20 protein-coding genes, 1 tRNA gene and 1 pseudogene are annotated in these 22,551 nt (G+C 67.2%); 8 read left to right on the top strand and 14 right to left on the bottom strand.

What is annotated here, in order from left to right; genetic code table 11:
- Positions 1-71: 71 nt before the first annotated feature.
- The 13 genes and pseudogenes from QM693_RS33995 to QM693_RS33935 form a co-directional block, all read right to left on the bottom strand.
- Positions 72-2,507, bottom strand: a complete 2,436-nt coding sequence (locus tag QM693_RS33995; protein WP_283354517.1) for a glycosyl hydrolase 2 galactose-binding domain-containing protein — start codon at positions 2,505-2,507, stop codon at positions 72-74.
- Between the two features lie 32 nt (positions 2,508-2,539).
- Entirely contained in the window at positions 2,540-3,505 is a 966-nt protein-coding gene (locus QM693_RS33990) for a DUF1839 family protein (protein ID WP_283331450.1), read from the bottom strand.
- Positions 3,502-4,452 carry an amino acid--[acyl-carrier-protein] ligase gene (locus QM693_RS33985; protein ID WP_283354516.1) on the bottom strand — a complete coding sequence of 317 codons (951 nt, stop codon included), beginning with the start codon at positions 4,450-4,452 and terminating at the stop codon, positions 3,502-3,504. Before QM693_RS33985 ends, QM693_RS33990 begins: the two co-directional genes overlap by 4 nt.
- Entirely contained in the window at positions 4,449-5,657 is a 1,209-nt protein-coding gene (locus QM693_RS33980; RefSeq protein WP_283354515.1) for an acyl-CoA dehydrogenase family protein, read from the bottom strand. Before QM693_RS33980 ends, QM693_RS33985 begins: the two co-directional genes overlap by 4 nt.
- Positions 5,654-5,896, bottom strand: a complete 243-nt coding sequence (locus QM693_RS33975) for an acyl carrier protein (protein ID WP_005238830.1) — start codon at positions 5,894-5,896, stop codon at positions 5,654-5,656. Before QM693_RS33975 ends, QM693_RS33980 begins: the two co-directional genes overlap by 4 nt.
- Complete coding sequence (acpS, locus tag QM693_RS33970) at positions 5,893-6,330, bottom strand: holo-ACP synthase (RefSeq protein ID WP_283354514.1); 438 nt, start codon at positions 6,328-6,330, stop codon at positions 5,893-5,895. Before acpS ends, QM693_RS33975 begins: the two co-directional genes overlap by 4 nt.
- 239 nt (positions 6,331-6,569) lie before the next feature.
- Positions 6,570-8,414, bottom strand: a complete 1,845-nt coding sequence (locus QM693_RS33965) for a putative bifunctional diguanylate cyclase/phosphodiesterase (protein ID WP_283331454.1) — start codon at positions 8,412-8,414, stop codon at positions 6,570-6,572.
- Positions 8,415-8,428: 14 nt separating this feature from the next.
- Positions 8,429-10,558: an Rv1355c family protein gene (locus QM693_RS33960; protein ID WP_283354513.1), complete on the bottom strand. Its 2,130-nt coding sequence runs from the start codon at positions 10,556-10,558 to the stop codon at positions 8,429-8,431.
- Positions 10,555-11,331 carry a hypothetical protein gene (locus tag QM693_RS33955; RefSeq protein WP_283331456.1) on the bottom strand — a complete coding sequence of 259 codons (777 nt, stop codon included), beginning with the start codon at positions 11,329-11,331 and terminating at the stop codon, positions 10,555-10,557. The genes QM693_RS33960 and QM693_RS33955 overlap by 4 nt, the downstream gene beginning before the upstream one ends.
- 194 nt (positions 11,332-11,525) lie before the next feature.
- Entirely contained in the window at positions 11,526-11,951 is a 426-nt protein-coding gene (locus QM693_RS33950; RefSeq protein WP_283331457.1) for a hypothetical protein, read from the bottom strand.
- Positions 11,948-12,412, bottom strand: a complete 465-nt coding sequence (locus tag QM693_RS33945; protein WP_283331458.1) for a GyrI-like domain-containing protein — start codon at positions 12,410-12,412, stop codon at positions 11,948-11,950. Before QM693_RS33945 ends, QM693_RS33950 begins: the two co-directional genes overlap by 4 nt.
- 357 nt (positions 12,413-12,769) lie before the next feature.
- Positions 12,770-13,410: pseudogene (locus tag QM693_RS33940) on the bottom strand (ScbR family autoregulator-binding transcription factor).
- Between the two features lie 114 nt (positions 13,411-13,524).
- The gene (locus tag QM693_RS33935; RefSeq protein WP_206031502.1) at positions 13,525-14,139 is read right to left on the bottom strand and encodes a TetR/AcrR family transcriptional regulator; all 615 of its coding nucleotides are present in this window, start codon (positions 14,137-14,139) and stop codon (positions 13,525-13,527) included.
- 238 nt (positions 14,140-14,377) lie between these two features.
- Here QM693_RS33935 and QM693_RS33930 point away from each other — a divergent pair.
- The 8 genes from QM693_RS33930 (at position 14,378) to QM693_RS33895 (ending at position 20,817) form a co-directional block, all read left to right on the top strand.
- A tRNA-Gln gene (locus QM693_RS33930) sits at positions 14,378-14,448 on the top strand.
- Positions 14,449-14,523: 75 nt separating this feature from the next.
- Positions 14,524-16,026, top strand: a complete 1,503-nt coding sequence (gene glmU, locus QM693_RS33925; protein WP_283331460.1) for a bifunctional UDP-N-acetylglucosamine diphosphorylase/glucosamine-1-phosphate N-acetyltransferase GlmU — start codon at positions 14,524-14,526, stop codon at positions 16,024-16,026.
- Positions 16,023-17,003, top strand: a complete 981-nt coding sequence (locus QM693_RS33920; protein WP_005255561.1) for a ribose-phosphate diphosphokinase — start codon at positions 16,023-16,025, stop codon at positions 17,001-17,003. Before glmU ends, QM693_RS33920 begins: the two co-directional genes overlap by 4 nt.
- A gap of 70 nt (positions 17,004-17,073) precedes the next feature.
- Positions 17,074-17,709, top strand: a complete 636-nt coding sequence (locus tag QM693_RS33915; RefSeq protein WP_283354512.1) for a DUF2461 domain-containing protein — start codon at positions 17,074-17,076, stop codon at positions 17,707-17,709.
- 153 nt (positions 17,710-17,862) lie between these two features.
- Positions 17,863-18,537, top strand: a complete 675-nt coding sequence (locus tag QM693_RS33910) for a hypothetical protein (protein ID WP_280781418.1) — start codon at positions 17,863-17,865, stop codon at positions 18,535-18,537.
- 43 nt (positions 18,538-18,580) lie between these two features.
- The gene (locus QM693_RS33905) at positions 18,581-18,967 is read left to right on the top strand and encodes a hypothetical protein (protein ID WP_105413260.1); all 387 of its coding nucleotides are present in this window, start codon (positions 18,581-18,583) and stop codon (positions 18,965-18,967) included.
- A gap of 54 nt (positions 18,968-19,021) precedes the next feature.
- The gene (locus tag QM693_RS33900; protein ID WP_283354511.1) at positions 19,022-20,242 is read left to right on the top strand and encodes a cytochrome P450; all 1,221 of its coding nucleotides are present in this window, start codon (positions 19,022-19,024) and stop codon (positions 20,240-20,242) included.
- Positions 20,239-20,817, top strand: a complete 579-nt coding sequence (locus QM693_RS33895) for a TetR/AcrR family transcriptional regulator (RefSeq protein WP_105413262.1) — start codon at positions 20,239-20,241, stop codon at positions 20,815-20,817. Before QM693_RS33900 ends, QM693_RS33895 begins: the two co-directional genes overlap by 4 nt.
- Positions 20,818-20,906: 89 nt before the next feature.
- On the opposite strand, the gene QM693_RS33890 is transcribed toward QM693_RS33895, so the two are convergent.
- On the bottom strand, positions 20,907-22,397 hold the full coding sequence (locus tag QM693_RS33890) for an APC family permease (protein ID WP_283331463.1): 1,491 nt from the start codon (positions 22,395-22,397) through the stop codon (positions 20,907-20,909).
- Positions 22,398-22,551 lie beyond the last annotated feature (154 nt).

The raw sequence follows: 22,551 nt of genomic DNA, 5'->3' as shown, positions 1-22,551 counted from the left end.
CCGGGACGAGCGGCCAGTTGCGGACTGAGCCAGCCTAGTCGATATCGCACAAGGACGGACCGGGGTCCGTATCAGGTGGAGGCCTGCACGACCGGTGCGACGGTCATCGAGTTCAGCGCCCGCACGTGCCCGGTCACCGCGTCCGCTGTCCCGGTCCTGCGCACCGGCACGATCCGTGCTCCGCCGGGCGGCAGGTGGAACCAGGAGTCCTCCGGTTCGAAGCCGCGGAGTTCGAGGTGCACGTACTGCGCAGCGCCGTCGGTGCCGACGTCGACGACCCAGTTCCCGGACGCCGTCTGCCGCGCCACCGCAGTCAGGCCGACGGTGCGTTCGAGGGCGCGCGCCGGTCCGCCGACGAGGTGAACGGACTCGGCGACGACACCGTCCTCACTCGACAGGGTGACGGTCACGCTCTCGTAGCCGCGGGGGCCGAAGCGGTGGACGTGGGTCGCGTCGGTGAAGCGCCCGAGCACCGTGTCGAGCGACCACCGGCGGGCCGCGTGCGCGGCGACGGTCACCGGTTCGGTGACGTCGAACGCCCGGGCACCGGTGCGGGTGTGCACCTGCACCCGCAACTCCCCCGCGACCTCGTGGTCGGAGTCGTTGACCGCGTCGATCCGCAGTCCGTCCAATCCGTCCTCGGCGAGGAGGACCGCGACCGGCAGCGACATCCGCCGCATCACGAACCACGGAGCCTTCGGCCTGCCGTCGGAGTCGAGCAGCCCCCACCCGGCGCCGGGTTCGAGGTCGCGGAGCGCAAGCACCAGCACGCCGTCGCATCCCGAATCGGGCCGCCGCCAGTATCCGAGAGTCGCCGCGAACGCCTCGCAGACGGCGGCCCGGCCGAGGGCGAGGTACCGCTCGGGGTCGCTCCACCGGACCGTCGACGGCTCCTCGCCGAACAGCGTCCGCACGTAGTGATCGCGGACGTCCTCGAAGTCCCAGGGCGCCCCGTTGTCCCGCGGCACCGCCACCTTCCACCGTGGGTGGTGGCCCGCGACCGCGAGGCTGCCGAACTCGGCCTCGATCGCCGCGTCCGACGGGGGGATCGAGAACGCGAGGCATTCGGCGGCAAACCGCACCCGGGCCCGGCGGACGTCGGACAGCGGAAGCCGATAGCCCCCGACCCCGAAGTAGTGCGCGATACCCGTCCCCACGTGGGTCGCGAGCGCGTCGCAGCCCGGCGGCGAGGTCGGTGACGACGACACCCGCACCACCCCCGGCGCCGTCCGACCGACCACCGCCGGAATCACGTCGTGCACCGCCGTCATGTGCGGCGAAGCGAGTCCGAGCATCGCCGGTTGCTGTTCGGTCTCGCTGCCTCCGCTGAACACGGTGAGCGCGGGGTTCCCGGACAGCGGTCGCAGCACCGCCTCGACCTCCGCGGTCAGCAGGTCCAGGAACCGCTGATCGTCGGGCGGGTCGAACGTCGACAGCATGGCGTCCTGCCACACCATGACACCCAGTTCAGCACAGTCGTCCCAGAACGCGGCGTCCTCGTACACCGCCGTGCCCGGCACGCGGACCATGTTGAGGCCGGCCTCGACCACCCGCTCGAGGGTGGCCCGAGTCTGATCCCGGCCGCCCAGCCCCACCGGATCCACGGGCGTCCAGACGGCGCCGCGGCAGTACACGTCGACGCCGTTGACCGACAGCCGGAATCCGCCGTCGCTTTGCGCCGCGCGCACGGTGCGGAATCCGACCGCACCCAGGTCGACGACGTGCTCCCCCAGGACGATGCTCAGCGAATACGTCGCGGGGGTGCCGTGGGTGTGGGGCCACCACAACCGGACGTCGGGGACGCGCAGGTGGGCGCGGACCTGCTGCGCGCCCGGCCCGGAGCCCACGATCGTCGCGTCCACGGTGAGGTCGCCGAGCCGCACGAAGGGGGCCGGTCCGGCCGAACGATGCACGCGCACGACCAGGTCCAGCACGCCCGTGCCGTCCTCCACGGCGGTGACCACGTGAGCGTCCGACAGGACGGGCGCGGTGCGGTCGTGCAGTCGCACCGCCCGCCACGGGCCCACCGGGGCCGGCACACCACCGAAGACCGGGGCGCGGCCGAGCAGGCTCGTGCGAACCCAGCGCAGGCCCTGCGCGCTGACCAGCGACGACCGCCAGCGTCCGCGCGGTTGCCGGCGGCGCAGCGCGGCATCGAGCGACGGAAAACGGATCGCCAGCGTGACCGCGCCGGGGCGGGAGGCGAGTTCGACCGAGGCCGGCACGAACATCGACTCCGAAGACAGAATGAGGTCGTCGCCCGCCCACACCTGCGCGTACGAGGCGAGGCCGTCGAACTCGAGCCGCCATGGCCCCGGGCCGCCGCCCGACACGTCGGTGACGAACCACCAGTCGACCGCATCGGTCTTCGTCGCCCGCGCCGCCGCAGCTCCGTCGGTCGCCCGGATCGCGCCTGCCGCGGTACCCGGCACCTGCGCGGGATACCACGGGCCCGGCACCCCCTTCAGACCCGACGGATCGGTGACCGAGCCCGGTTCCGTTGCCACGCAACGCCACCGCGCGCCGGCGAGAAGATCCACTACGCGCGTCCGACCACTCGCGCCACACCGCCCACCGACCGTTCCCACGCCTCGGCCATGCCGTCGAGTTGCGCCGACGGGTCGACACTGCGTCCACGAGCGGCCCGCGCCATCTGGAACTGCACACTCTTCGCGCCCTGCGCCACCGCCCGGAAGCCTGGCGCGAACGCCGCCGCCCCGGCGAACCCGTTGCGCTCGAGGTACTCGCAGACGTCGGCGGCCAGTTCCGCGGTGGCACCGCACTGCCGCAACACCCCGAACGTCCACAGGTGAAAGGTGTCGATGCCGGCCTCGCGGATCCAGGGCACGTCGGCGACCACCCGTTCGCCGAGATCGCGCACCGGATTTCCGTCCGGCCGGGTGGCGAGATGATGGCGCAACACCGCCTCGAAGCGCGCCGGACGGTACCCCGGGTCCCCGTCGAACCGGACCTGCTCCACGTAGGGGGTGAAGGTCGCCGACCCGGTGACGTCGAGCCCGAACAACCCGCGAAAGTCGTCACCGGCCAACCGGTGATACCCGCTGTTGTGGAAATACTCGAGCACACCGGCCTCCCGGTCGATGTAGTTCGCGACGATCGTCGTCTTGGTGTGACTCTCGCGGTACCCGGTGCCCACCGTGTCCGGGAGCCAGTGCGCATCCACCTCGACGATCGACAGCATTCCCGCAGCGAGATTGTCCTGGACGTGGTCGAGGACCCGGCGCCAGACGTTCATCTCCCCCACGTCGATCCCGTACAGCGCGAACAGATCCTCCGGCTTGAACTTCAGGAACGTCCACTGCGACCCGTCGAACCGGGCGCCGAACGCGCACGCGGCGGCGGGCACCGGATCGAGCCCGAGCGAGTGGAGCACCTCCACCCACAGGTCGAGGTAGCAGTTGGTCTCGGTCCACGTCCGCTCGTCGGAGTGGATGGTGTGCGGTTCGTATCCGTCCGGCGAGATGTCGATCAGCCGGGATGTCACAGCGACATCCGGGATTTCACCGCACTCGGCCAGCGCGACGGATCCATGCCGTGGGTCCGCAGCATCGCGAGCGCGATGCGTTCCATCCCGAATCCCACGCACGCGCTGTGGGCGATGCCGCCGTCCGCGGTGGCGATGTCGAACGTGACACCGAAGTGGTCCTGATGGCAGTTGCACGAGACCACGGCGGTGCCCTCGTCGAGATCGCCGTACAGGCGCACCGTGAGCTCGGTCTTGAGGTTCTCCTCACGCTGGTTGGCGGCGAGCATGCGTCCGACCCTGCCGAAGAACGGGTCGTTGGCGATCACCGGCGTAGCGTCCAGCCACAGGTCCGACAGCACCTCGAGCCCACGCTCGATCCACGAATCACGGTGGGTCGCGGCCTGGTCCGCCGTGCCGATCTGCACGAACTCGTGCATCCGGAACGCCTGCATGCGGGCGGGATCGAACGCCGGCTCGTGCCGGAAGCAGTAGCCGTACACGTCGAGCAGCGCACCGCCGTCCGGCAACACACCCGTGAACATCGGGTACGCGGGGTGGCACGCCGCCGACACCAGCATCGTGTCGGTCGGTTCGAGCCACTTGTCCCAGCTCTCGCCGTCGGCTCGCGCCGCCAGCAGTTGGGCGTGCTCGGCGTTGGTGCCGGTGAACGTGTTGATCGCGCCGGTCAGGTCGGGGAACGACGCGATGTAGTCGGTGCGCTCGAAACTGGTGCGCGGGAACACCGGAGGAAACCGGAATCGGGCCGCGGACGCGCCCGGCCCTGCCGCGCGCACGACCGCGTCGATGCCGTCGACGATGTCCTCGAACAACCCCGACCGTCCGTAGAGGCCGGCGACGGACGTGTCCACCAGGAGTCCGGCGTCCAGCAGTTCCGCCCGGAAGGCACGCCGGGCCCGCTCGAGTTCGCTCGTCTCTTCCCGTTCCACTGCTGTATCCGTACTCATATCGTCCCCCGGTATGCCGTGGCCATCTGCGCCGAGTTGGCCATGATTCGATCGTTGTTGACCATGACGGCCGCTCCGTGCGCATCGCGCAGGTGCCGGCCGAGCGAGTACTCCGTGTCTTCCCGGTAACCGGCGATCCCGCAGATCAGCAGGGCTCTGCCGACCAGGTCGACGGCCAGGGTCGACGCCGTCACCTTCAGGTTGTTCATCGCCAGCGAATAGCCCACTCCACCCGCGACTTCGGCCTCCGGCGAACCGGCGGGCGCCGCATCGGCGTCGTCGAACCGGCGGGCCGCCGCGAACACGACATCCGAGAACTGCTGGTGCACAGCGGCCGCCTCGGCGAGACGCGACGCCGCGGGTGAGGCCACGCCCGGCTGCTTACGCGCTGCCGCTCGCACGTACCGCCGCGCCTTCTCCACCGCCGCGTCGGCGATGCCGAGCCACACGGCCGACCACACCGAGTGCGACACCGGGAGCATCGTCGCCGCCGAGATCTCCGCGTAGGAGTCGGCGACGACGAGATCGGGGGTGGTGGTGGCACGCAGCACGAAACCGGGACTGCAGGTTCCGCGCAGTCCCAGCGTGTTCCAGTCACCGGTGCGCTCGAGCGTCACGTCGGCACGCCGGCAGACGACGAGCACCTGGTCGCTCGGCGGGCTGTCGGGGGTGCGCCGCGCGGTCGCGAGGATCGCATCGGCGTACTCGCCGTAGGAGATCACGGGGGCATTCTTGACCAGCGACACCACCCCGCCGGACTGCTCCACCGCGCACGTGCTGCGCCGGACGTCGCCCCCGATGCCCAGTTCCGTCGTCGCCGATGCCAGCAGGAACTGCCCGGCGACCACGTCACGCAGGAAGGCGGTGACACCGTCGCCACCCGGATGTCGTACGAGCGAGAGGATCTGGGTCTGGTGCATCGCGAACACCATCGCCGTCGCGGCGCAATGGCGCCCGAGAGTCCGGGCGATCGTGCACAGTTCGCGAAGCGTCGCGCCTTCGCCACCCAGTTCCGGGGGAACGGCACACGAGAGCAACCGCTGGTCCCGGAGTGCGTCGATCGCTTCCTGCGGGAAACGCGCGTCCCGATCGACGTCGACGGCCCAGCTCGCGGCCACCTCGGCCACGACCCTCTCGGCCCGCGCCGCCGGTCCCCACGACTGCGCGGACTCGATCCCGGCGTCGCTCACCTGAGCGATGCTCATGCCACTCCGAGTTCGACGAGTGCGCCCCGAATGGAATCCACACTCGCGAACGTGCTCTTGCGCAGCAGCTCGTCCGGGAACTCGATGTCGAACGAATCCTCCAGCGCCAGCATGACGTTGACGCTCGCGTGCGACGTCAAACCCAGTTCGTAGAGATCGGCTCCGACGGCGATGCTCGCGGCATCGACGGACAGCCGGGCGTGGTCGCCGAGAACCTTGCGGATGGTCTGCTCGCTCATGGGTGGCGTTCTCCTTGGTGATGGGGTGGGGTGCCGAGCCGGGACGCGGTGACCATCGCGATCGCGACGTCGGCCTCGTGCGAGATCGAGACGTCGAATCCGCCGAGCGCTTGCCGCTCGGCGAGGGCCGATGCGTTGCCGGACAGGCGCACTCCGCATCCGCCCCAGCTCTCGCGCCGGATCTCGATGGACTGCCACGGCAAGGCGACGTCCCCGGGTCGCAACACCTTGACCACGGCCTCCTTGGCCGCGAACCGGGCAGCCAGCCGTTGGGCCCGCGCAGGACCCTCGCAGGTTTCCAGTTCGTGGGGTGTGAAGATTCTCGTCAGGTAGCGGTCGCCGAACCGCTCGACGCTGCTTCTCACGTGCCCCACCGTCATCACGTCGCACCCGATACGGGACTCGGGGATCGACAAGACAGAACCACCAGACATCGATCCCCCTGCTCCAGTCTTCGACAGTCCCACGTTCTGCACCGGAAGCCGCGCTCAGCGACTCTCCAGCAAACCCTTCGGAAAGTTACCGCACACCGGCAATTCAAGACAAGAGGTACTGCGGTGTGGGCATAAACATACCCTGAGTCTGTAACGGTGTCCTGGCAACGCGATCAAGCAGCAAATCCGACGCACGCGATTCGTCTGGAACTCACCGACACGCCGGGCTCGTAGTCGAGCTACAACCCGACCTCGATGGCTCCGGCCGCCAGCAACGTGCCGATCTTCTCCGCCGAGACCGGCCGGCTGAACAGGAAGCCCTGCGCCCGATGGCATCCCATGTCGAGAAGTTGCCGGGCCGACTCGACGTTCTCGACGCCCTCCGCGACCAACTCCAGGCCGAACGATTCGGCGAGCCCGATGATGGACTTCACGATCGCCCGATCCTCGGGGTTGGTGTCCAGGTTCATCACGAAGCCTTTGTCGATCTTCAGCGTCCCCACCGGCAGCGCCTTGAGGTGGCTGAGGGAGCTGAACCCGGTGCCGAAGTCGTCGATCGCGACCTCCACGTCCATCGCGTGCAAACCTTCGAGCGCTTCACGCGTCCAGGTCAGATCACTGAGCACTGCGTTCTCGGTGATCTCCAGGCACAGCGCGCCCTTCCGAAGGTCGAATTCCGTCAACGCACTGGCAACGACGTCGAGGAAGTCCAGACCGGCCAACTGTCCCGGCGAGACGTTGACGCGCAGATCCAGATCCAGCTCGGGTACCTGCGACCGCCAGTCGGCCCACTGCCGGCAGGCCTTCCGGATCACCCAGCGCCCGAGCTCTCCGGCCACATTCGTCGCCTCGGCGACGTCGATGAACGACGCCGGCTGCAGCAACCCGAGCAGCGGGTGATTCCACCGCACCAGGGCCTCCACGCCGATGATCCGACCGGTCCGCAGGTCGACCTCGGGCTGGTACTCGAGGAACAGCGACTCGTCCGCGATGGCCGCACGCAGACTGAGCTCGATCACGTTGCGTTTCTCGCTCTCCTCCTGCATCTCGTCGGTGAACACGCTGATCGCATTACCGCCCTTGGTCTTCGCAACCATGACGGCCTGGTCGGCCTGGCTGAGGAGCGAACTGGTGGTGGCCTTGCCCGGAATTCCGGCCGCGACGCCGATACTGACACTGCGGCTGACCACCTCGCGGCCGAGACGCACCCGTTCGGTGACGACGTCGCGGATGTGCTGCGCCCGCACCTCCGCCTCCTCCAGGCCCACCGACCCGCCGAGCACGAGCACGAATTCGTCGCCGCCCAGCCGGGAGACGAGGTCGTCGGTCTCGCTGGTCGATCTGAGCCGGTCCGCGATCGTCGAGATGAACCCGTCACCGGCTCCGTGACCGAAGAAGTCGTTGAGAGGCTTCAACCGGTCCAGGTCGAGGAACAGGATCGCGACCGACCCGGCTTCGGACTCGGCGAGGCGAGTGTCCAGGTGGTGGTAGAGTGCGCGCCGGTTGCTGAGACCGGTGAGGGAATCGTGGTCGGCCGAGTAGCGCAACTGCTCCTCGACGACGATGCGCGCCTGGACCTGGGCGAGCAGGGCGGCGATCGCCTTGAGGACGTCGACCTCCGGGGGCGTCCAGTCGCGGTCGCCGAACTTGATGAATCCGAGCGTGCCCGTCGTCGTGTCACCGGACAGCAGTGGAACGGCTGCGAGCGACACCTGCGGCACCCCGGACGCCTCGCGGACCCGCTCGTTGTAATCCGGACCGGACACCTCCGGACGGAAGATGGCCACTTCCTTCTGGTGCTCGATCTGGGCGAACGTCGAGTCGGCGTCCTTGAAGTAGACGACGCCGAGCGGGTCGGGGTCGGGGATGAATGGTCGGAGCGGGTATTCGGCGACCAGGACCGTCGCCGCGATCTCGTGGTCGGTGAACCGGAGGAAGCTGGTGTCGACCTCGAAGTGCTCCACGAGATCCTGCAGCACGCGGGTGGCCACGGGCTTGAACGAGACCGCATCGACAGGCGTGAGCCGGGACGCCACGGTTGTCACCAGGGTCTCGAGCTTTTCGGTTTGCTTCTCGGTGTTCACGGGCCCTCCTGTCGTTACGATATCCGCCTGCGAAGCCGGTCGGCGAGGCGCTCGCTCCGAACCGACGGGCCAGGCGCGTGGCTGAGCCGTAACACCATGGCGAGCGCTTCACCTGCCTTCGCGCCGACGACGTCGAACAGTTCCTCCCGCAGCCTCTCCAATGGTGCCGCATACCGTGGTGAGAGTTGTTCGAGTTCCGCACTTTCCACACCGTAGAGAAACACCGGCGAAATCGGTTGAACGGCGAGCCCGAGAGCCTGGGCGTGGATCCACACGCTCTCGGTCGCCTCACCGCCGCGCACGTAGTCCCGAGGGGTGCTGCCCGGAATGGCGACGACCGCGACAGCCGAGCTCGACGCCACACGGTCCGCGGTCGACTTGCCCAGCGCGCGTCCCGCGTCCAGTTCGCCGAGTCGTTCCATGACGTCGGGTCTTCGCAGCAGCGCGAGGGTCGACAGTTCCGCCGAATCAAGTTCCAGTGCGCGAACGTCGATGCCGGTCTCGACCGAATCCAGCGGCGGCCACCGCAACTCGCCGATCATTTCGCGGTGCAGGGTCGGTGTGAGGAATCGGATGCGGTCCGACTCCGCGAGAATCGCTCCGATCGTCGCGATGTCGTCCCGGTCGGTCACCAGGCAGAGGCGTGCGCCCTCGCGCGAGGCCGCCTCCGCGAGAAGTCCCGCCTGCGTGTCGTCCAAGGGCCGGGGCACGCCCGGCCTGCGATTGGTGGTCCGGTCGAGCATGTGCTCGTAGCGGTCGGTGAGTTCGCGGGCGTTCCCGCTGCCGAACGTCATCGTGGCGACGGGAAGTCCTTCGTCGCCGTCGTGGACCGTCACGGCGCCGAGCAGTCCGGCGGCCGACGCGGCGATCCGGGCGTTGTGCAGCGCGGCGCCGACGGCGACACAACTGCCGCGGTACCCGACGTCCATCGCTGTCGTGTGCTCCGGGGCCACGGAGATGGTCAGCCCCGCGTCATCCGCCGCTATCGTCCACGGCTGGACGTTGCCGCCGGACGGCGCGCGGGCTGCGGCATGCACGACGGCGTCGACGGCGTCGTGCGAGACCGGTGCGGGCACCGCACGATCCGCGGGCTCCTCCGGCAGATCGTGCGGTCTCGGCGGATCGGTGAGGGCATCGAGATGCTGGTCCAGATCCATGCGGCACCGACCTGGTGCGAGCGGCTGTCCGAGCCCGATGCGCCGCACCGCCGCCGCGACCTGCGCACCGCCGAGCAGCACCTCGCCCCCGAGCTGAGGCCAGGTGGAGATGGTTTCGTCCACTTCCACCAACGACGCGGCCATCGTCGCCGACAGCTCACCGGCGTCGAGAATCCGAAGGACGAGCGGAATCTTGTCCCGCGAGCCGAGCCCCGCCAGCGACTCCACGTCGACGTCACCGATTACTCCGTGGAAGACGGGCCGGTCGGGTTCGAGGTCGAATCGCTCGACGTCCAGCAGACCCCGGTCACTGGTCGCCATCAGCACCGGCAATCCCCTTCGCCTGGCCTCCCGTCGCAGGGACACCTTGACGTCGAGGGAGTCGCATTCGTCGATCACCACGTCCGTGCCGTCCAGGAATTCGGCCACCGACTCGACGTCGAGACCGTCCTCCCACAACGTCACAGTGACGTAGGGGTCGATCTCCGCGATACGGCGGGCGGCGACCACGGCCTTGTTCACGCCGAGGTCGAGAACGGTGCCGGGAACCCGGTTCAAGTTGGACAGTTCGAGGGTGTCGAAGTCCGCGAGCCGCAGGCCGCCACACGCACCTTCCAGCGTAAGAGCCAACGCGACCGCGTGACCGACGCTCAGTCCGACGATCCCCACGGTCACGTTCCTGAGGCGTTCCTGTTCCTGCGCGGTGATCTTGTTCCGATTCCGGTCCAGCCGCAGCAACCGGAACGATGCGGGTCCGAGCAGACGCACCACGGTCCGTCGCCACGAGTAGTACGCCCACACCGGAGCCTCGTCCAGCGCACCAGGTCCCGGTGTGGGGACGAGGGAACGGAGGCTCTCGATCTGTTGGTCGAGCCGATCGACGAAGACCACCGCGGGGTCGCGGCGGAGACGGTCCAGTACCGCCGCGTCCCCGGAGTGGCCCTCGTCGAGCAGCAGTGCGGTGTACTCACCGTGGGTTTCGGTCACGAGACGCTCCGCATCGGCCGGACGACGTTTCCTCCCGTCCCCGTCGCGATGCCTGCCGACGGCGTCGGTCGGGACGTCGTGAGTAACAGTTGGGCCAGCTGCATGGATTCGGCGCGGCCCCTGCGCCTACTCCGATCCCACCACATCAGCCGGGTCTCGTAGCGGTCATCCGGATAGGGCACGGGAGCAATGTGGTCGGCCACCACGCCACCGGTGGTTCGCCACGTGTCCAGGACGTGGGACCCGGCGGTCGCGAGCATGAACTGGACGTCGAGCAGATCCATCGAGAAGGTGGCGATGCGACCCAGTGCGCCGACGAGTTCACCTCGCCGTGCGGCCGCGTCCGCCACCCATGCGCCCTTCGCTTCCACGACACCGAACGGCAGCCGGTCCTCGATCATCCGGCGGACGGCGGGAGCTCCGGGATCCGTTCCCCATTCCGTGATCGCATGCGCCTGATCAGCGACAAGATATGGCCCCTGGGCGCGGACGCCGGCTGCGACAGAACCGTTCGGATCGATGGCGACGAAGAACAGTGCGGTGGTGTCGCCGGCCTGAATCCGGCGGTACTCGAGCGCCTTCTCGGCGCCGTACTTGCGATAGCCCGCGAGTGCTCCCTCGAGATACTCTTCCCAGAGCGTCGGCTCGTCGGAGGGCCGGGCGACAACGAAGCGACACTCCGACCGCGGATCCCACACACTCAGAGTTCGATCGAGTATGGTCTCCGTCGACCGTACGTCTATCTGCGGATTCGTCAGCTGTTCAACAGACATTGGTATTCCCATCGGGCGTCGGTGCGGCAATTCCGGGGACTCACGGGTTACGTAAAGACCCCAAGAACTGGACACACGAACACCCGGTCACAGCCCCGCGGCTACCTATTTTCCGCGTTTACTCCGGATTTGTCACCTGTGATGCCACTAATGGGCCCAAAAACAAACTTCAGGTCGGTAATTTCCGCCTGCAATTAGGTGAGGGAAATGAACAGCTCGACGCTGCTCGGTGCGCGGAAGACCTCGATCTCCTCCGCGTAGGCTCGCTCGATGCGCCCTTCCTTCTCGGCCAGCTCGGCCTGAATCCACACGTCCTCGATCGGGTCGGACGATCGCCCGTCGGGTGTGAACTTGGCGAAATACCCGGACGGGACACGCACCAGGACGTCGCCGATCTCGAGATGATCGAGGTCGATACAGCGGTATCCGATCACCGCAGTCCACCCGAGATCGGGGACCGCGACGTAGACGGTGGTCAGTTCCTCGACACCTCGCTGCTGGACACGCTCACGCGTGAACTTCATCAGGTCGGTGGCGTGCGCCGAGGGACCCAGTTCGATACGCGGGAGAATGAGTCCCCCGAAGTCGGCGGACTCACGCTTGACGATCTCGAAACTCATTGCTGCCCCTGCCTGGTGGCGGGTGGCACTATCGCCACGTACAGATCGATGCCGAATGCGTGCGGATAGAACTCGAAATCGCCGGTGTAGGACCGCTGAATTTGATGCGATTCCTCCGCGTCACGAATCTGCCCCCAGAGGGCGTCGAAGAGATCGGGAAACGTTCCGACCGAGGAGAATTTGGCATACGTCCCCGCAGGTATCCGCGACACCAGGTGCCCGCGTCCGACCTGGTCGATGGTGGAGCACTCGTAGCCCACGATTTGCGTGTAGTACGAATTGATCTCGGGCGCGTGGTCGACATAAGCGGACGCCAGAGGCCGATCCACGTTCTGCGCGAGAAGAGTCGACCACGTCTTTTCGAGAGCCTTGTCGCGGGCTTCTCCGAGCGCCCGCTTGGGGCTACGGACGGCCAGTCCAGCGACCAGAGTCTCTTCGCGTTCGACAATGACGAACGGCATCGGGCACCCTCCGATGTCATCGGCTCATTGGGTTTGCAATGGCAGTTATCTTTCGACCACCCGGTAATTCAGGGGACGAGATTTCACAATACATCCTTCGGTAACCGGAGACGGGGTCATTGGTGTCGCAAAGCGCAGCGTCGAACTGGGCAAACCCTGACCGTGCCGTCGCATTCCATTCAACTCGGGTCCGAAACAGTTTTGTCTGGCAAAGTACATACTCAAAGTCTTTTTTAAGGGATTTTCTTAGATTCAAGGTGTGTTAACACGAAGCGTCGACTTCAGACCGTCATACACCTAACAATGTGGCGTCGATCGAGCAGTTATCGCGGAAACCTCTTCCGCGGAGGCGGTTTTCTAGCGCAGAAGACGCCGCGAGGCGAACTGCCTGAAATACACCAGCTTCGACGGCTCGACAAGCCCGGGAAGAATGAAGTACCAGACCCGCTCCATGCGGCGCGGAAGATCGTCGAAGGCGCCGGTCGCGGTCGCGACCACATGCGCTCCCAGCAACGACCCGAGCAGAAAGGTGGAAAGCGTCCCCGTGGAGACGTCGTCCTCCGCGAGAATATCGCCCTCCTCGACCGCACGTGCGACGAGTCGTTCGAAACCCTGCTGCCACGAGGCCACCACGTTGCCGTGCGTCCCTTGATAGTCACCGATCTCGTGCTGCAGTCGCAACATCGCCGCGACGATCGGATCGGAACTCGCCGCCTCGATCGCCACGTAGGACAGAGCGACGAGCGCTTCCAGCGCCGGCGTCGGCCCGTCACTGACGGACGTCATTCCGGCCGTGAGCCGGATCTGGCCCTCGTCGATGACACCGCGGGCCAGGTCTTCCTTCGAACTGAAGTGGAAGTACAACGCACCTTTGGTCACACGGACTGCTCGATGATCTCGTTGAGACCCGCGTTGGCGTACCCGAGGCGCAAAAATACGTCGGCCGCCGCCATCAGGACCGACGCCCGAGTTACCTCTGCTCGAACCTGTCTCGCCATCGACTGCCTCCCGAACAACCCCCCCGACGGGGCGCGCAAACTCCAGCGAACCCTAGCACTTGACAGGCGCAGCCCTAGTGAAGTTGAACCGCGAGTCGGAAAACGAGAACACGTTCACTGAGGTGTCGTGCGGGGCCGATCGGTGCCCAACTGGGGATCCGCCTCGAGATTGGTCAACCCGTTCCAGCACAGGTTGACCAGATGCGCGGCGACGACTTCCTTCGGAGGCGTCCGCTCGTCCAGCCACCACGTCGCGGTGGTGGACACCATACCGACCAGCGCCTGCGCGTAGAGCAGGGCCAAATCGGGATTGAAGCCACGCCGCGAAAAATCGCCGGCGAGGATGTGCCCGACCTGACCGATCGCCTCGTTGAGCAGGCTCGAATACGTTCCGTCCGGTGCCGCCACCGGAGAGTCGCGGACGAGGATGCGGAATCCGTCGGTGTGCTCCTCCACATAGGTCAGCAGCGCCAGCGCGACCCGCTCGACCCGGACCCGGGAGCGGTTCTGCTTCAGCGACGACGTCACCATCTCCAGCAGCCTCGACATCTCCCGATCCACGACCACGGCATAGAGGCCCTCTTTGCCGCCGAAATGTTCGTAGACGACGGGCTTGGAGACGTGCGCCCGCTGTGCGATCTCCTCGATCGACGTCGCCTCGTAGCCTCGCTCGGCGAACAGCGCACGACCGATCTCGATCAACTGCTCCCGGCGTTGCGTACCGGTCATCCGGGTGCGGACCGCCCTCTCGGGGGTCGCGTCCACGTCCGTGGGTCGGGGCACCGAGGCACCATCCTTTCCTGACACTCGCGACGACCAAGCGCCGCGGGCAGCGTCGAAACACTGCAGGTAGCACCCACTCTATCGGGGCGTTCGGGACAAATTTCCGCAGCGGTTCGACGGGCGGCGGGTCGGCATGCGAGGATTCTCTCGCGCAAACGGGCGTGACACCCCGTGTGTGTGGCAATCCGCCGTAGTGTAATGGCAGCACCTCTGATTTTGGTTCAGATAGTTCAGGTTCGAGTCCTGGCGGCGGAGCGGAGCCTGCGGAGCGAATTCCTGCAGGTGGAGCTGTCGAGAACAGCAAGAGCAGAACGACCCAGAGGGAGCTTCATGCCAGTGCAGACCGCCGTGGTCGTCCTCGCCGCCGGCGCGGGAACTCGGATGCGGTCGAAGACCCCCAAGGTGTTGCACGCACTGGGCGGACGCACGATGCTGGCGCATTCCCTGCACGCCGCCGCGGAGATCGATCCGACGCACCTCGTCACCGTCGTCGGGCACGACAAGGAACGCGTCGGGGTCGCCGTCAGCGCCCTCGAGACCGAACTTGGCCGCCCGATCGCGGTCGCCGTCCAGGAAGAGCAGAACGGCACCGGGCACGCCGTCGAATGCGGCCTGTCCGCTCTGCCCGCCGACTTCCGCGGGACCGTGCTGGTCACCGCCGCGGACGTCCCGCTCCTCGACGGCCACACCCTGCACGCTCTCGTCGACGAGCACCGCAGCGAACCCACCCCCGCGGCGGTCACGGTCCTGACGTTCACCGCTCCCGAGCCCCGCGGCTACGGGCGGATCGTGCGCCAACCCCACGACGGTGAGATCGCCGAGATCGTGGAAGAGGCCGACGCCACCGAGGAGCAGGCGGCCATCACCGAGGTCAACGCCGGCGTGTACGCGTTCGACGCCGAGTTCCTGCGCTCCGCGCTCGGGCAGCTCAATGCGAACAACGCGCAGGGCGAGCTGTACCTGACCGACGTCGTCAAGATCGCCCGCGAGGCCGGCGCACCCGTCTTCGCAGCCCACCTGTCCGACTCCGCGAAGGTCGCAGGCGCCAACGATCGCGTCCAGCTGTCGAAGCTGGCCGCCGAACTCAACCGCCGCACCGTCGAGAACTGGATGCGGGCCGGAGTCACCGTCGTCGATCCGTCGACCACCTGGATCGACGTCGGCGTCACGCTCGCTCGCGACGTCACCATCCATCCGGGAGTGCAACTGCTCGGCACCACCGCCGTCGGCGAGGACGCCGTGATCGGTCCCGACACCACCCTCACCGACGTGACGGTCGGCGAAGGCGCCAGCGTGGTGCGCACCCACGGCTCGGAATCGACGATCGGCGCAGGCGCCACCGTCGGCCCGTTCTCCTACCTACGTCCCGGCACCGTCCTCGGTGCGTCCGGCAAGCTCGGCGCATTCGTCGAGACGAAGAACGCCGACATCGGGGCGCACTCCAAAGTTCCTCACCTGACCTACGTGGGCGACGCCACGATCGGCGAGCACAGCAACATCGGTGCGTCGAGCGTGTTCGTCAATTACGACGGCGTCGCCAAGAGCCGTACGGTGGTGGGGTCACACGTCCGGACCGGGTCGGACACCATGTTCGTCGCTCCGGTACAGGTCGGTGACGGTGCTTACACCGGCGCCGGCACGGTGCTGCGTTTCGACGTACCACCGGGGGCACTCGCGGTCTCCGGCGGGAAGCAGCGCAATATTGACGGCTGGGTGCAACGAAATCGGCCCGGTACCGCCGCCGCCGAGGCGGCAGCCGCCGCGGGACTGCACCACAGTTCAGATCTGCACGAAACCGAGAAGCAAGATTTAAAGGATGGCATAGAGCAGTGACCGCGAATTGGATCGACAACCAGAAGAACCTCATGCTTTTTTCTGGTCGCGCGCATCCGGAGCTGGCCGAACAGGTAGCGAAGGAACTCGACGTGCGGGTCACCCCGCAGACTGCCCGTGACTTCGCGAACGGCGAGATCTTCGTCCGTTTCGAGGAGTCGGTCCGCGGCTCCGACGCCTTCGTGCTGCAGAGCCACCCGGCCCCGCTGAACACGTGGGTGATGGAACAGCTGATCATGATCGACGCACTCAAGCGCGGATCGGCCAAGCGCATCACCGCGGTCCTGCCGTTCTACCCGTACGCACGCCAGGACAAGAAGCACCGCGGCCGTGAGCCCATCTCGGCTCGCCTGATCGCCGACCTCCTCAAGACGGCAGGCGCCGACCGCATCATCACGGTCGACCTCCACACCGACCAGATCCAGGGCTTCTTCGACGGCCCCGTCGACCACATGCACGCCCAGGGTCAGCTCGCCGAGTACATCCGCGGCAACTACGGCACCGAGAACATCGCCGTCGTCTCCCCCGACTCCGGTCGCGTCCGGGTCGCCGAGAAGTGGGCCGACACCCTCGGTGGCGCGCCGCTGGCATTCATCCACAAGACACGCGACCCGCTGGTGCCCAACCAGGTGAAGTCCAACCGCGTCGTCGGTGACGTCGAAGGCCACACCTGCATCCTGATCGACGACATGATCGACACCGGTGGAACCATCGCCGGCGCCGTGAAGATCCTCAAGGAGGCCGGCGCGGGCGACGTGATCATCGCCGCCACCCACGGTGTCCTGTCCGATCCGGCGGCCGAGCGTCTCGCCGCGTGTGGTGCCAAGGAAGTCATCGTCACCAACACCCTGCCGATCGACGAGTCGAAGAAGTTCCCGACTCTCACGGTTCTGTCCATCGCGCCGCTGCTGGCTCGCACCATCAAGGAAGTTTTCGAGAACGGCTCGGTCACGTCGCTGTTCAACGGCAACGCCTAGGCGCTTCGCACCCGTGCGCCTTTTTGGTAGCTGAAGCGACCAGAAAGGCGCACGGGCGTAGCCTTTCCCTGTGTTCACCGGGATCCCCACCGCTGCTCTCGACTTCTACGAGGACCTCGAGGCAGACAACAGTAAGAGCTTCTGGACCGCGCACAAATCCGTCTATGACGACTCCGTGCGCGCACCCATGACCGCCCTGCTCGCGGAACTCGAATCGGAGTTCGGCGCGGGCAAGGTGTTTCGCCCCTACCGCGACGTCCGGTTCTCGAAGGACAAGACGCCTTACAAGACCCATCAGGGTGGATTCGTCGAAACTCGCCCCGGCGTGGGCTACTACGTGCAGATCGATGCCGCCGGGCTGTTCGTGGCGGGTGGCTTCTACTCGCATACCCCGCTGCAGGTCGGGCGTTTCCGTGACGCCGTCGACGACGACCGCAAGGGCCGCGAACTCGTCCGGCTCGTGAAGAAGGTCCGGTCGGCGGGATTCGAGATCGGCGGCGACACACTCAAGACCCGCCCTCGCGGCGTCGCCGAGGACCACCCGCGACTCGACCTGATGCGTCACAAGTCGCTCACGGCCAGCCGGACCTACCTCTCCCCCGACTGGATCGAAACTCCCCGCGCCGCTGACGAAGTGCGCACCGCCTGGCGTTCGATGCGGCCGCTCGTAGAGTGGTTGACCACCGTCATCGGTGCCGGAGAATGAAACTTACCGGTCGGGAAAACAGGTGTGGCACACAGCGTTTGCGGAGCAGTTTGCGCGCCTCGGCATGATCTTCGTCACGCTCGGCCGCAGAACCGCAGGTCGTACTTACGGCGATGTGACTCGCACGCCCGAATTCCCCTACTGTGGCTCGTCGTGATCGACGCGCAGACTCTCTCCGGCCCTATCGATATCGCTGCAATTCGAAACGTCCGGCGTTGGTCGCCGGGGGCGTGCGTGTGGTGCGGAGACGACAACGCCGTCGAGATGTTCCGTAACGAACCTCGCTGTGGCACTTGCCGCGAGAAGGAATCGGTCATCGACGAGGCCCGCCGCTTCCTGGGCATGTACGGTCTGCGTCCGCTCGGCGGAACGTTGCAGTCGGACGACGACGAGGAGCGTGAGCACCGGGTCAACGCCCGCGATGCCCGCCGCGAACTCAACGAGATGAAGCTCGCGGAACTCCCGGACCCGGCCGCGGTGCGCAAGGCCCTTCGTCCCCGGGCGGCCAGTGTGGTGTCGGAGCCGCGCAGCACCGCTCATTCCGGAACGTCGTCTGCCGCCGCGTCGACCCGCCCGAGTGCGTCCCGCACGTCGGCCACCCCGCCGGTGGCACCGGTGCGCACCGATGTCGTCGACGTCGCCGCACTCGAATCGCGTGTCACGGGCTTGCTGGATCAGCTCTCGGCCATCGACGCCCAGATGAACCTGATCGGTGAGCCCGCCGGCCTCGCCGCGCGTGCTCGAATCAGCGATCTCGAGAAGCAGCGCGCCACGGTGCTCCGCACCCTCGCGGCTCTGGAGAAGGCCCGGATCGCAGCCGGCCAGTAGGCCATACTTTTCGGGCTGCGGCCGGGTGATACTCTCGCCCTTCATGCAGCCCGCCTCCTCACCCACCGCGCTCGTCATCGACGCGAAGAAGCCGCCGATGGGCCCGATGCTGGTGACCCCCAATGCCCGCATCAATGGCCATCCCGTGCCGCTTCGGTGGGGACACAACGAAATTCCGGCACCGCCGGGCGTGCACCACATCCAGATCTCGGTCCCGTGGATCTGGGAGCAGGGCAGGGCGCAGATCACCGTCGACAACCGGTACCACCCGGCTCCCCCGGTGTACTACGCGTCGCCGTTCAGCAGTTTCAGCAAGGGCGCCATCGACCATCGGCCGGTGAAGAATCCCGGGCTGCTCGGGTTGCTGCTCATCCTCACCCCGGTACTCGTGCTGGTCCTCGCTGTCGTGGCATTCGCCCTGTTCGGCTAGAGAGGTCACAGCCGCACCATTGACACAATGGTCAATGTGTCTCACCATCGATACATGACCGCACATGTGTCGAGTGTCTCGTTCGTGCCGAGGTCCGGACAGTCGTGGCGCGCCCCGTGGCCGATGTACGCAGGCCTGCGCGACCACGACCCCGTCCATCACGTCGTCCCCGAGGGCGCACCCGGCGACGACTACTGGGTGTTGTCCCGGCACGCCGACGTCTACGCGGCGGCCAGGGACGCCGAGACCTTCTCCTCCGCAGCCGGCCTCACCACGACATACGGCGAGCTGGAGAAGATCGGCCTGCAGGACAATCCGCCGCTGGTGATGCTCGACCCGCCCGACCACACCGCGTTCCGCCGTCAAGTGTCGAAGGGATTCACCCCTCGGCAGGTCACCGCCGTCGAGCCGGACGTCCGGGCGTTCGTGGTGGAGCGCATCGAACGACTGCGGGAGGCAGGTGAGGGCGATGTGGTGAAGGAACTGTTCAAGCCGCTGCCGAGCATGGTCGTCGCCCACTACCTCGGTGTCCCCGACGAGGACCGGGCGCAGTTCGACGGGTGGACCGAGGCCATCGTCGCGGCCAATGCGCAGGGCGACACGCTGCAGGCGACGGGTGCGGTCACCGAACTGATGGGCTACTTCACCGGACTGATCGAGCGGCGGCGCACCGACCCCGGAGACGACACGATCTCGCACCTCGTCGCGGGCGGGATGGGAGCCGACGGCGACATCACCGGCCTGCTCTCCATCCTCGGTTTCGCGTTCACGATGGTCACCGGCGGCAACGACACCACCACCGGGATGCTCGGCGGCGCAGTCCAGTTGCTCACCGAACACCGGGATCAGCGCCGCGATCTGATCGAACATCCGGAGCTCGTCGGCGAAGCCGTCGAAGAATTGCTCCGGCTCACCGCCCCCGTCCAGGGCCTCGCCCGCACGGTGACCCGCGACGTCGAGATCGACGGCACCGTCGTTCCCGAGGGACGGAAGGTACTCCTGCTGTACGGCTCCGCGAACCGCGATCCGCGCCGGTTCGGACCGGATTCCGAGGTCCTGGACGTGCGTCGCAGTCCGAAGCAGATCCTCACGTTCAGCCACGGGGCCCACCACTGCCTGGGTGCGGCCGCGGCACGGATGCAGGCGCGGATCGCGCTCGAGGAACTGCTGGCCCGGTGCCCCGACTTCACCGTCGACATCGACGCCGTCGTCTACGCGGACGGCAATTACGTGCGCCGCCCGACGAGCGTTCCGTTCCGGGTGCGCGAAGCATGACCGCCGACTGGATGCGGGACGAGCGCCCCCGCCTCGCCGCCGAGCGAATCCTCGACGTCGCGGCCCAGCTGTACGTCGAGAACGGCATCGCCGCCGTCGGTATGGCCGAGGTCGCCCGGGCGGCCGGATGTTCCCGGGCCACGCTGTACCGCTACTTCGACAGCAGGCAGTCGTTGCAGCTGGCGTTCGTTCACCGCGAGGCCCGGCGCATCGGCGCGCTGGTCGCGGAGGAGGTGTCCGCGGCCGGCGACCCGAAGGACGTGATCGTGGAGGCGATGCTGGCCGCGATCCGGCTGGTGCGCGCCGACCCGATTCTGGCCGCCTGGTTCCAGCTCGGCGACTCCGGCCTCGCCGCGCAGATCGCGCACTCGTCGGACGTCATCGAATCGCTGGGCACCGCCTTCCTGGGGCAGGCGGGGTTCTCCGGAGAGGAGACGTCCCGGAAGGCACGGTGGCTCGTCCGGATCATCGTCTCTCTGCTCACCGTCCCGGGCGTCGACGACACCGACGAACGCACGATGCTCGAGCAGTTCGTCGCGCCGGCACTCGCCGAGCACGACTCCGGACGCGCCTGACACCTGCCACCGCCCGGACGAACGGGACGCTCGTTCGATCTGACACAACGAGCGTCCCGTTCGTCCGGGGAAGGTCCGGGGAAGCAACGTCAGCGCACCGCGCCCGCGTGCTCGTCGGCATCGACCTCGAGAGTCGTCTTCCGGTCGGACTCACCGATCCGCGCGAAGACGAGCGGCTTGCGGAGCCGCAGGTAGCAGTACAGGGCGATGTAGCCGAGCACGGTCGCGAAGAAGATCCACGCGACCACACCTCGCGCTCCGGACGGGAACGGGTTGAAGCTGTACCAGTACACGAGCACGGACCCGATCGCGGCGAGGACGGTCGCCAGTCCGATACCCAGGCGCAGCGACCGCGACCGGATCGCGCAGTAGCCGGCCGCCAGTGCTGTGAGTCCGTAGGCGGCGATCAGCATGTAGCCGGCGTACGTCCCGAGCAGGCCGTACGACGTCTCCGCCGCGGTCACCACCACGCCGAGGAGCCCGGCCACCAGGTAGATGACGCCGAGGGTGGTCACCGCACCGACGGGAGTTCCGTGGCGGGCGCTGACCTTGCCGAGGCGAGCGGGCAGCAGACCGTCGCGGGCCAGGGTGTACACGGTCCGGCTGGTGCCTGCCATGACTCCGAGAGTGGATCCGAAGAAGCTGATGGCGACACCGATGTCGATCAGGTAGCCGAGCCATCCGACGCCGTTGTGCTCGGCCAGGGTGTCGAGGGGTGCGTTCATGTTGTCGATCGGCAACCCGCGGAAGCCGAGCACGATGATGTAGGTGGCGACGATGTAGAGCACCCCGCAGGCCAGGACCGACCCGACAACGGCGAAGCTGATGGCCCGCTTGGGATGACGCGCCTCCCGACCCAAGGTGGCGGCGTGGTCGAATCCGGCGAGGGAGAACACGGAGAAGCCCGCGGTCGCGAGTATCGCTGTGGCACTGAAGCCGTGGAAGTCGAACTGCCTGCTGTCGATCGGACCGGTGTCCGAATTCGCGAGGACCACGATCAGGAGCACGACGATCACTGCCACCGTGAAGAATTCGATCACCAGCAGCAGCTTCGCGGACAGCTTCACCTCACGAAGGTTCAGGGCGGTCACCGCGACCGCGACGGCCCCGGCGCAGATGCCCAGCGTCCACGTGCTCGCGGGCAGACCCACCTTCTGGAGGAATGCGTCGAGGTAGATCGCCGAGCCGATCACGCACGCGGGTCCCGCGACGAGTGACGACGCGAGGTGGGTGACCATGACGAAGAATCCGGCCGGTTTGCCCGCCGCGCGAGCCGCGAGTCCGTACGTTCCGCCGGTGGTGGTGAAGCGTTTGGCCAGCCAGCCGATGCCCCCGGCGAACCCGAGGACCAGCACCGAGGTCACGGCCCAGGTGATCCAGCTGAGGTTGCCGGCGATCGTGACGACGACACCGATCGCGAGGGCAAGCGTGGACGCGGGCGCCAGAATGCCGAGCGATACGCCGAACACTGCCCACGTCGGGAGGATTCCGCGCGGCAGCTGACCGTCCTCGGCGTCGGTGCTTCCCGCCGAGGACATCATCGTGTCCTCCGTGGTCGATCCATCGTGCACAGTCTTCATGAACGCTCCTCGCGGATGACAGGACAGAGGGTGTCGGATAGTTGGCTGGTGGGCCAGTTATGAATCATCGTGAGGGCGATCACACTCGATGTCAAGAGCGCGCGTTGACTCATCCGAAATGCCCGCGTGAGCCCCTTCGTTGCCTCACGTGAGA

Origin of the sequence: Rhodococcus sp. IEGM 1305 (genome assembly GCF_030058635.1) — a bacterium.
In the GTDB taxonomy this organism is placed as follows: domain Bacteria; phylum Actinomycetota; class Actinomycetes; order Mycobacteriales; family Mycobacteriaceae; genus Rhodococcus_F; species Rhodococcus_F opacus_D.
Note: the sequence above shows the minus strand (reverse complement) of the source record. Positions and strands in the feature narration are given on the sequence as shown.